Below are 9715 nucleotides of genomic sequence, written 5' to 3' on the forward strand. Positions count from 1 at the left end.
TTCGGGCTCGGGCTACGCCCTCGAGAACCGGCTCCTCGTGTCGCGCGTGTTCCCGCGCATGTTCCGCGAGTTGCCGGTGCAGCACCTCGCAGCCTTCTTCGAGGTCCTGCGCAGCTCGCTCCTGCACTGGGCGCCGCGCGGCGACGGCCCGCCGCGCATCGTCCTGCTGACCCCAGGCCCCTACAACGAGACCTACTTCGAGCACGCGCTGCTCGCCCGCTACCTGGGCTTCGCGCTGGTCGAGGGCAGCGATCTGACGGTGCGCGACGGCCGGGTCTGGCTGAAGACCATCGACGGCCTGCAGCGCGTGCACGCCATCGTCCGCCGCCAGGACGACGACTACTGCGACCCGCTCGAGCTGCGTTCCGACTCGGCCCTCGGCATCCCCGGCCTCACCGAATGCGCCCGGCGCGGCTCGGTGCTGCTCGCCAACGCCCTCGGCTCGGGCGTGCTCGAGTCCGGCGCGCTGCTCGGCTACCTGCCCCGCCTGAGCCGCATGCTCCTCGGCGAGCCCCTGCTGCTGCCGTCGGTCGCGACCTGGTGGCTCGGCGAGCCGGCCGCCTTCGAGGACGCCTGGAGCCGGCCCGAGCGGCTCATCGTCAAGCCGATCGAGCGCTCGCCGAGCGAGCGGCCGATCGTCGTCGAGACCCTGAGCGTGGCCGAGCGTGGCGCCTTGAGGGAACGCCTCCTGCAGCGGCCGCAGCACTACATCGCCCAGGAATGGGTGCACGTGTCGCAGGCACCGGTGCTCGAGCGCGGCGGTGCGCCGGCCTTCGCCGCCCGCACCGTCGGCCTGCGCGTCTTCGCGGTGGCGACGCCGAGCGGCTGGCGGGTCATGCCCGGCGGCCTGACCCGCGTCGCCGGCGAGGAGGACTCGCGCGTCATCGCCATGCAGCGCGGCGGCCGCTCGAAGGACACCTGGGTGCTCGCCGGCGGCCCGGTCAACGCCGAGTTCTCGCTGCTGTCGACGACGGTCGCCCCGGACCAACTCGTCGGCGCCAACGCGACCCTCCCGTCGCGCGCGGCCGAGAACCTGTTCTGGTTCGGGCGCTATGGGGAACGCTGCGACGCGACCGCGCGCCTGCTGCGCGTCGCCCTCGGCCATGTCCTCGAGAACGGCGTCGCCCGTGTCGGCGGCACGCCGCCGGCGTGGACGCTGGCGCAGCGGCTCGGCGTCGTCGAGAGCTCGCGCTACACCGGGCGGGCGCTGCGGCGCGCGGCGACGCACGCCGACGGCGCGCTCAACGAGCGCCTGCGCCAGCTCTCTCGCGTGGCCTTCAACCTGCGCGACCGGATGTCGGTCGACCATTGGCGAACGCTCAACCGGCTCGCCGCCGACCCGGTCTTCGAGCGCGAGCCGGGCCTGCCGCTGACGCTGGTCTGGCTCGACCGCGCCGTCACGACCATGATGACCCTCTCCGGCTTCATCGTCGACGGCATGACGCGCGGCGTTGGCTGGCGCTTCGTCTCGATTGGCCGGCACGTCGAGCGCCTGGCCACTCTCTGCAGCGCGCTGCGTGTCGCCACCCGCGAGGGCCGCACGCACGAGCTGACCTGGCTGCTCGACTTCGCCGACTCCAGCGTTACCTACCGCTCGCGCTATCTCGCCGCGCCCGAGTGGCTCCCGGTTCTCGACATGCTCGTGCGCGACGAGGCCAACCCGCGCTCGCTGGCGTTCCAGGCGAACGCGGTCGCCGAGTCGATCGGCCGGCTGGAGGCGGCGCACGAGACCTTCGGCGGCGCGACCTTCGCCCCTGCGCACACGGCGCTGCTCGATCTGCGCCCCGCCGACCTCCACCCGGAGAGCGATGCACTGGCCACCGTCGTCGATGGGCTGCAGCGCGCTGCCCACGAGATCTCGGACCAGATCTCGATGACCTTCTTCTCGCACGCCGTGCCGCGCAGCAACCTGTCGCTGGCGGCATGAGCGCGCTGGCCGCGCCGCCGGTGTTGCAGGATGCCGCCCGCTACCGCGTCGAGCACGAGACGCGCTACACCTATCGCGCGCCGGTGGCCCAATCGTGGCAGCTCGCCCATCTGACGCCGCGCGAGCTGCCCTGGCAGCACGTGCTCGCGCACGAGCTGCGCGTCGAGCCGGCGCCGGACGAGCGGCACGACGGACGCGACGCCTTCGGCAACGGCACCACCCACTTCAGCCTGCACGGGCCGCACCCGCTGCTGCGCGTCTTCATGGCCTGCGACGTCGAGGTCGCCGATCGGCCCGACCCGCGCGGCGCAGCGTCGCTCGCGTGGGAGGCGGTGCGCGACGCGGTGCGCTCCGAACCGGCGCAGGACGGCCTCGTTCCGGCGCGGATGGCCGAGCCGAGCTCGCTGGTGCCGTGGTCGGATGCGGCCCGGGCCTGGTCGCGCGCCAGCTTCCCGCCGGGTCGCGACTGGCTGGCCTCGGTGAGCGACCTCATGCACCGCATCCACGCCGAGTTCGCGTTCGATCCCGGCGCCACGACGGTCACGACCTCGGTCGAAGAAGTGCTGGCGCAGAAGAGCGGTGTCTGCCAGGACTTCGCGCACGTGATGATGGCCTGCCTGCGCGGCCACGGCCTGCCGGCCCGCTATGTCTCGGGCTACCTGCTGACCGAGCCGCCGCCGGGGAGGCCGCGCCTGCTCGGCGTCGACGCCTCGCACGCCTGGGTGGCGGCGTACTCGCCGGCGCACGGCTGGGTCGAGCTCGACCCGACCAACGACATGCGCGCCGACCGGCGCCACATCACGCTCGCCTGGGGCGGCGACTTCGCCGATGTCGTGCCGCTGCGCGGCGTCATCCTCGGCGGTCGCGGCCAGAAGCTGTCGACGGCGGTGAGCGTCATCCCCAAGTAGGGGAGGGCGCGCCCCCGGCCTGGGGGGCACCAGCGAGGGCGCGGTCGGCGCGGCCTTTCCGGTCTTCGGCGGGATGGCTGCCGCAGCGTCGCAGCGGAACACTGGGCCGCCACCGCAACGGAGCCGCCCATGACCGCACTGTCGCCTGAACCCTCGCCCTTCCCGCTGGCCCGCCAAGCGCCAAGGCTGCAGGTCGCAGATGCCGGCTGCACGGCGGGGCCGGGCTGGTTCGAGTCGAGCTGGGACCTGCGCCGCGGGCTCGAGGTCTGCGAGAGCGGCGAGGCCGACCTGCGCCTGCGCGCCTGGATGGAGGACTTTCTCGGCGATCAGGCCGGCGCGTCGGCGGGCGGGGTCGGGGTGTCGTTCAGCGCCACGTAGAGCCAGGCCCGGGCCTTGTCCCAGCGGCGGCGGATGGTCCGCTCGGTGACACCCTGCAGCTCGGCGACCTCGGTCTCGGTGTAGCCGCCGAAGTAGCGCATGTCGACGAGCTCGGCGAGCTCCGAGTCGACCGCCTCCAGGCTCAGCAAGGCCTCGCTGACGCGGATCAGCTCCTCGCTGCTGCTCGTGTCGGCGACCTGCAGGGCGGAGTCGCCGCCGAGCGTCTCGTGCAGGGCGCCGCCGCCGCGCCGCTCGGCGAGGTGCTCGCGGGCGCTGTCGATGATGATGTTGCGCATCGTCCGCGCCGCGTAGGCGAAGAAGTGGCGGCGATCCTCGAGGCGGAGGTCGCGCGCGTTGACGAGACGGATGAAGCTCTCGTGCAGCAGCGTCGTCGTGCCCATGCTGTCGCCGCGACCCTGCTGGCGCAGGCGCGCGCGCGCGACCCGCTTCAGCTCGGGGTACAGGGCGGCGTAGATCTGGTCGAGCGCGCTGCGGTCGCCGGAGGCGGCGAGCTGCAGCAGCCGGGTGATCGGCGGCTCGCTGGTGGAGACCGGTGCCGGGGCGTCGGACATGGCCCGCGAGCGTAACCGGGGGGCGCCGGCGCGTCCATACGGCGGCCGATCCCCGATGTCCGCTTTCGCGCGGCGGTTCCGTCTTACCGCTGGCCGTCCCGTCCCGGAGCCATGCCCCCGCTTGCCGTGCGGATGGGGCGGCCGTAAGCTCCCGCGCGATCCACCGAGGCGTTCATGCTGCGCGATTCCGTCGCCGATTGGAGAGAGCTCTCTGCCCTGTACGAACAGGCGGAGCCGCTGCAGGGCCGTGAGCTGCAGGCGTTCCTGGATGGACTGAAGGCGGAGTCCCGGCTGGTCGCAGACCTCGAGCGGATGCTGAGGGCGAAGGCGCGAGTCGCGAGGGAAGGCTTCCTCGAGACCCTGCCGGGCCTGCAGGGAGCCGCGGAGCCCGGCCCCTGCAGAGTGGGGCGAGGGCAGCCGCGTCGGCGCCTACCGGCTGGGCCGTCACATCGGCTCGGGGGGCATGGCCGAGGTCTGGCTCGCCGATCGCGTCGATGGCGCGTTCGAGCGTCAGGTCGCCATCAAGCTGCTGTTCAATCACCCGTCGCGGTCGCAGCGCGCGTCGTTCGCCGAGCGGTTTCGACGCGAGCGGGACATCCTGGCCGCCCTTGCACATCGAAACATCGCTCGCCTGGAGGATGCGGGCGTGACCGCGGGCGGACAGCCGTGGCTGGCGCTCGAGTACGTGCAAGGGGAGCCGATCACCGGCTGGTGCGACTGCAAACGGACACACATCGAAGCCAGGATCGCCGTCTTCAGGCAGGTCCTTCTGGCAGTCGAGTTCGCACACGCGAACCTGGTCATCCTGTCCTTGAGCGTGAGTTGTGGGGAGGCGCCGGGCAAGCCGCCGTGGCAGGGACTTCCCGTCAAGGTGGGTCCCGTGGAGACGATCATCCGCGAAGCCGTTCTCGCGGACGGCATCACAGTCGTCGCCGCCGCGGGCAATGGCGGCGAGCGTGCTTTCCCTGGGCAAATGAAGCCGGTGATCGCCGTCGGCGGGGTTTTCGCCGATGAAGGCGGCGCCCTCAAGGCATCCAACTTCGCATCGGCGTTCACAAGCAAGATCTACGCGAACCGCAAGGTGCCTGACGTCTGCGGCTTGTGCGGTGAGGGCGTCGAAGCCGACTTCATCATGTTGCCGGTGCCGCCCGGATCGAAACACGACCGGCGCTTCGGGGTCTTCGACGGCACGGGCAAGCAGGACGGCTGGGCCCGATTCAGCGGTACCTCTGCGGCGGCTCCCCAAGTCGCCGGTGTATGTGCGCTCTTGCTGCAGAAGAGCCCGAACCTGACCCCGAAGCAGGTCAAGAGCCTGCTCGTCGGATCCGCGGTCGACGTCAAGGACGGTTTGGCGGCAGCCGTAGGAGGCGCTGGTGCGCTTGGCGCGGCAGCGGGTGCAGACGGCGCTACGGGGGCGGGGCTCGTTGACGCTTCCGCTGCCCTCGCGCTCGCCTAGCCTTTCACTCTCAGCGCGGCGCGGTCATCTGGTCCTTCACCGCCGCCCCCAGCTCGATCACCGCCAGCGCGTAGTAGCTCGACCAGTTGTAGCGCGTGATCGCATAGAAGTTCGGCGTGCCCGCCACGTAGCTCGGCGCGGCATCGCCGTTCTGCAGCTCGACGAGCGCCAGGATCGTCTCCGCCGCCCGCGCCTGCGCGCCGAGCACGGCGCCGCGCTCGATCATCTCGGCCGGCGAGAAGGTCGGCAGGATGTCGGGGGCGAGCAGGAGGGCGCGCGCGCTCGTCTCGACCGGCGGCTTGACGTCGTAGTGCGTGGGCAGGCGCCGCTTCCAGCCGAACTCCGCCAGGTAATGGGCGACGCTGCCGATGACGTCGGCGGTGCTGGCGTGCAGGTCGACATGGCCGTCGCCGTCGAAGTCGACGGCGTATTTGTTGAAGCTCGAGGGCATGAACTGCGGCATGCCCATCGCGCCCGCGTAGCTGCCACGCCAGGCCAGGGGGTCGATGCCTTCGCTGTGGCACAGCACGAACCAGTTCTCGAGCTCGTCGCGGAAGAACGCGCTCCTGTCCTTGCGGCCGGCGGGAAAGTCGAAGGCCAGCGTGGCGAGCGCGTCGATGACGCGGAAGTTGCCTATCTGCCGGCCGTAGATCGTCTCGACGCCGATGATGCCGACCACGATCTCCGGCGGGACCCCGTAGACCTCCTCGGCCTGCAGCAGCCACTTTTCGTTGGCGCGCCAGAAGGCGACGCCGGCCCGGATGCGGATCGGCTCGACGAAGCGGGCCCGGTAGGCGGCCCAGTTCTTTGCCGTGCCCGCGGGCGGCGGCATGATGAAGCGGGCGACGCTCGGGACGAAGCGGGCCTGCCCGAGCGAGGCGCGAATCCAGGCCGCGTCGAGGCTGCGCCGTTCGGCCACGGCATCGGCGAAGCGCATCACGTCGTCGCGCGTGCCGTAGGTGACGAGGTCGGGCGCGCTGTCGTCGGCGACGACGCTGCGCGACGGCCGCTTGCGCTGCTGCTTCGGTGCGGCCGCGGCGACGCCGACGAGGCCGGCGCCGAGGGCGGCGACGAGGAGCTGGCGGCGAAGGAGAGACGGGGTCATGGGATCCTGCAGTGGAGAGGTCAGGTGGCTGCGCTCTTGACGTGCCGCGCGCGCGGGATGAAGTCGCGGGTCAGGCGACGGTCGGGGCTCCGGGCCCCCGAGCGCCCGTAGCGTTGCGCCTCGAGCGCATCGAGGAGCTGCGCCAGCGGCTCGCCGTCTGCGCCCAGCCGCTCGCGGACCCGGCCGGCGAGCGTTCGCGGCGCCTCGTGCGGCGCGGCGACGATGCCGAGGGATCGCAGAGTGCGGCGCAGGGTCTCGAGCTGGCGCACCCACGGGTCGACGCGATGCCGGTCGAGCCAGGCCCAGGCCGCGCCGGTGAGCGCCAGCGCGCTGAGCAGGGTGACGAGGAGCAGGGCCAGGTCTTCCCACGTCGGCGCCTGGAAGCCGATGCGCTTCAGCGCCTCGAGCTGCTGCCCGCGGGTGTAGTGGAGCACCCATTGGTTCCAGCGGTTGTTCACCGCTTCCCAGGCGGTGCGCACGCGCGCCAGGAGCTCGGGGTTCATGGTGTCCAACGCCCCGGCGACGAAGCCGAGCTGCGGCGCGAGGCGGCTGCTCCGGCCGATGCGGTCGGGTGCCACCGCGCCCGTGGGGTCGGCGCGGACCCAGCCCGTGTCGGGCTGCCAATACTCGGCCCAGGCGTGCGCCGAGCTCTGCCGCACGACGGTGTAGCCGTCGACCGGGGTGAGGTCGGCGCCTTGGTAGCCGGTGACGATGCGCGCCGGCACGCCGAGGGCGCGCATCACCACGACGAACGAGGCCGCGAAGTGCTCGCAGAAGCCTTCCTTGCGGTCGAGCCAGAACTCGTCGACGCTGTCGCGGCCGTACTCGCCGGGCGAGAGCGTGTAGCTGTAGCCGTCGCTGCGGATGTGGCGCAGCACGGCCTGTGCCAGCACGGTGGCGCTGGCGCCGCGCAGCCGTGGCTGGTCGCGCAGCGTCCGCGCCCAGGCCAGGGTGCGCGGGTTGAAGCCGGCCGGAAGTTCCAGGCTCTCCTGCAGCTCGCCCGTGCGGCGTGGTCCGCCGAGCACGAAGGACGTGTGCGCGACGGCGTTGAGGCGGATGCGCTCGAACACCGGCCGCTCCGCCAGCCATTGCAGGTCTTCGCGCGCGCTGAGGCCCAAGCCTTCCAGCGCCTGCACCTCGGTGGTCGCCTCGAGCAGCGGCATCGAGGCCAGGCGCAGCGGCTCGAAGGTCACCTCGTAGCGCAGGGCGTCGCTGCGCGTGGTCAGCGCCGGCTTGCGCGCGGGCATGCCCGCGGGCGCGAAAGGCAGGCCGAGCGGGCGCCACTCGAAGCCGTCGAAGCGGGTCAGCACCGGGCCGCGGAAGTACAGGTCCGACAGCGCCGGGCGCGGCCCGTCGAAGCGCAGGCGCATCGCCACCGAGTCGTCGCTCGCCACCTCGGCGACCGAGCCCATGCGCAGCGTGTTCGAGAGCCCCGTCTTGGAGATGCCGTCCTGCGGCACGCCCCAGAGCGGCCCGATGCGCGGAAAGAGCAGGAACAGCAGGGCCATGATCGGCGCGCCGAGCACGGCCGTGCGTGCCGCCAGCGACGCTGCCTGGCGCAGGCTCGGTTGCCCGACGGGCATGTGCGCGAGCACGAGGGCGGTGAGCAGACCCCACACCGAGACCAGCATCGCCAGCGCCACCAGGAACGACTGCGAGTACAGGAAGTGGGTGAGGATGATGAAGAAGCCGAGGAAGAAGACGACGAAGGCATCGCGGCGGGCGCGCAGCTCGAGCGTCTTCAGGGCCATCAGGGCGACGGCGAGGGTGACGCCGGGCTCGCGGCCCAGCAGCGTCCCGTACGACCAGTAAGCCAGGCCGAGCGCGGTCAGCAGCACGCCGACGAGCAGCCATCGTCCGGGCAGCGCTGCGTTGGTCAGGGCCAGGGTGGCGCGCCAGACCAGGATCACGGCCGTCAGCGCGATCGCCCACCAAGGCAGGTGCGACAGGTGCGGCAGCACGGTCCAGGCGATGACGCCGAGCAGGAACAGCGTGTCGCGCGCTTCGCGCGGCAGGCGCGACCAGCCGGGCCACTGCGGCAGCGATGGCCGCCAGCGCGCGAATGAAGCTTCGACCGCCGGGACGGCGCTCATCCCGACCGTCCCCACAGGGCGAGCGCCTCCAGGCAGCGGCTGCGCTGTGCGGCGCCGTCGCCCGGTGGGATGTCGTGCCCCGGCAGGCGCAGGCCGTAGTCGGCGTCGGCGCGGTCGGCGGCCAGCGTCCAGGCGGCCAGGCGGGACAGGCGCGCCTCCGCGGGCAGCGACCCGCAGGCAGCCCAGTCGAGCCAGAGCTCGCGCCGCGATGCGACGCTGGTGTCGCGGCTGACCAGCTCGGCGCCAGTCTCCAGCGCCTGCGCGGCCTTCTTCCAGGCCACCAGCTTGAGCGGGTCGCCGCGGCGGTAGGCGCGCACGCCCTCGACCTCGCCGCCATCGCTGCTGCGCGACTGCGTCGAGCCGCCGGCGATGGGCTGGGCGGCGGGCAGGGCGGGGGCGTTCGCCTCGAGCTGCGGATACACCAGCAGCCGCGCGGCCGGTCGCCACACCGTCCAGGCGCGGAAGAGGCCGAGCGGGAAGCGCGTCTCCACGCTCAGGGTCGGCACGTCGTGGCGCCCGCGCGCAGCGGGCACGAAGCTCACCTGGGCCGTCGCCTGGCCGCCGCCGGGGACGTCGGTCCAGGCCAGCGTCGAGACCGGGGCGTCGAGCAGGCGCAGGCCGATCCCGAAGCGCGCCGTCGACGGGCTCGTCATCACGATGTCGAGGACCGCCGGGGCGCCGGCGAAGGAAGCCGCCACCGGGCGCAGGTGCAGCGTCAGGCCGCGCAGCGTGCCGTGCGTCAGATGCATCGAGACGACGCCGCTGCCGGCCAGCAGGAAGGTGAGCACGTAGCCCAGGTTCAGCTGGTAGTTGATGGACGCGAGCAGGAGGACGATCAGCGTCAGCCCGAACAGCCAGCCGGCGCGCGTCGGCAGGATGTAGACGTTGCCCTGCGTCAGCAGCTGGGTGTCGGTGCGCGGCAGGCGCGCCTGCCACCAGTGCCGAAAGCGTGCGCGCACGAAGGCCGCGGGGTTCAGCGAGATCGCCTGGCTCACGACGGCGCCCGGGTCACGGCAGGGGCACGGCCTCGATCATGGCCCGCACCTGCTCCGTCCGGCCCCGCCCGGCGCCGGCGGCCGGTACCAGCCGGTGCGCGATGGTCTGCGGCAGCACGTACTGGACGTCGTCGGGCGCCACGTAGTCGCGGCCGCCGAGCAGGGCGCGCGCCCGTGCCGCGCGCCAAAAGGCGATGCCGGCGCGCGGCGACAGGCCTTCGGCGAACCAGGTCCCCGAGCGCGTTGCCGGGATCACCGCCTGGAGGTAGTCGCGCAGGGCG

The 9715-nt window shown here is 72.7% G+C and carries 8 protein-coding genes and 1 pseudogene; 4 read left to right on the forward strand and 5 right to left on the reverse strand.

Annotated features, from left to right (window positions below):
• The 3 genes from AC30N0_RS20535 to AC30N0_RS20545 form a co-directional block, all read left to right on the forward strand.
• Window positions 1-1927 (forward strand): circularly permuted type 2 ATP-grasp protein (locus AC30N0_RS20535; protein ID WP_489519730.1); only part of this gene is annotated, 1927 nt, incomplete at its 5' end.
• Window positions 1924-2835, forward strand: a complete 912-nt coding sequence (locus tag AC30N0_RS20540) for a transglutaminase family protein (protein ID WP_489519731.1) — start codon at window positions 1924-1926, stop codon at window positions 2833-2835. The genes AC30N0_RS20535 and AC30N0_RS20540, both read left to right, overlap by 4 nt.
• 129 nt (window positions 2836-2964) lie before the next feature.
• Window positions 2965-3213 carry a hypothetical protein gene (locus AC30N0_RS20545; protein WP_489519732.1) on the forward strand — a complete coding sequence of 83 codons (249 nt, stop codon included), beginning with the start codon at window positions 2965-2967 and terminating at the stop codon, window positions 3211-3213.
• On the opposite strand, the gene AC30N0_RS20550 is transcribed toward AC30N0_RS20545, so the two are convergent.
• Window positions 3162-3785, reverse strand: coding sequence for an ECF-type sigma factor (locus AC30N0_RS20550; RefSeq protein ID WP_489519733.1), 624 nt, complete (start codon window positions 3783-3785; stop codon window positions 3162-3164). The genes AC30N0_RS20545 and AC30N0_RS20550 overlap by 52 nt on opposite strands.
• Before the next feature lie 436 nt (window positions 3786-4221).
• On the opposite strand from AC30N0_RS20550, the gene AC30N0_RS20555 reads away from it, so the two are divergent.
• On the forward strand, window positions 4222-5241 hold the full coding sequence (locus tag AC30N0_RS20555) for a S8 family serine peptidase (RefSeq protein ID WP_489519737.1): 1020 nt from the start codon (window positions 4222-4224) through the stop codon (window positions 5239-5241).
• A 10-nt stretch (window positions 5242-5251) separates the two neighbouring features.
• Here AC30N0_RS20555 and mltB read toward each other — a convergent pair whose 3' ends face one another.
• The 4 genes and pseudogenes from mltB to AC30N0_RS20575 all read right to left on the reverse strand — a co-directional run.
• Window positions 5252-6346, reverse strand: a complete 1095-nt coding sequence (gene mltB / locus AC30N0_RS20560; protein WP_489519734.1) for a lytic murein transglycosylase B — start codon at window positions 6344-6346, stop codon at window positions 5252-5254.
• Between the two features lie 20 nt (window positions 6347-6366).
• Window positions 6367-8439 (reverse strand): transglutaminase TgpA family protein, encoded by a 2073-nt coding sequence (locus AC30N0_RS20565; protein WP_489519735.1) that lies wholly within the window; start codon window positions 8437-8439, stop codon window positions 6367-6369.
• Window positions 8436-9434, reverse strand: a complete 999-nt coding sequence (locus AC30N0_RS20570) for a DUF58 domain-containing protein (RefSeq protein WP_489519736.1) — start codon at window positions 9432-9434, stop codon at window positions 8436-8438. The genes AC30N0_RS20565 and AC30N0_RS20570 overlap by 4 nt, the downstream gene beginning before the upstream one ends.
• 13 nt (window positions 9435-9447) lie before the next feature.
• Window positions 9448-9715 (reverse strand): annotated as a pseudogene (locus AC30N0_RS20575) (AAA family ATPase); the annotation flags it as partial.

The organism is Rhizobacter sp., assembly GCF_031412495.1.
GTDB lineage: Bacteria > Pseudomonadota > Gammaproteobacteria > Burkholderiales > Burkholderiaceae_C > Schlegelella_A.

Bases quoted from the DNA above. Each gene is read 5' to 3' on its own strand.
- AC30N0_RS20540 (WP_489519731.1), top strand. From the start codon at position 1,924: ATGAGCGCGCTGGCCGCGCCGCCGGTGTTGCAGGATGCCGCCCGCTAC.
- AC30N0_RS20545 (WP_489519732.1), top strand. From the start codon at position 2,965: ATGACCGCACTGTCGCCTGAACCCTCGCCCTTCCCGCTGGCCCGCCAA.
- AC30N0_RS20550 (WP_489519733.1), bottom strand. From the start codon at position 3,785: ATGTCCGACGCCCCGGCACCGGTCTCCACCAGCGAGCCGCCGATCACC.
- mltB (WP_489519734.1), bottom strand. From the start codon at position 6,346: ATGACCCCGTCTCTCCTTCGCCGCCAGCTCCTCGTCGCCGCCCTCGGC.
- AC30N0_RS20565 (WP_489519735.1), bottom strand. From the start codon at position 8,439: ATGAGCGCCGTCCCGGCGGTCGAAGCTTCATTCGCGCGCTGGCGGCCA.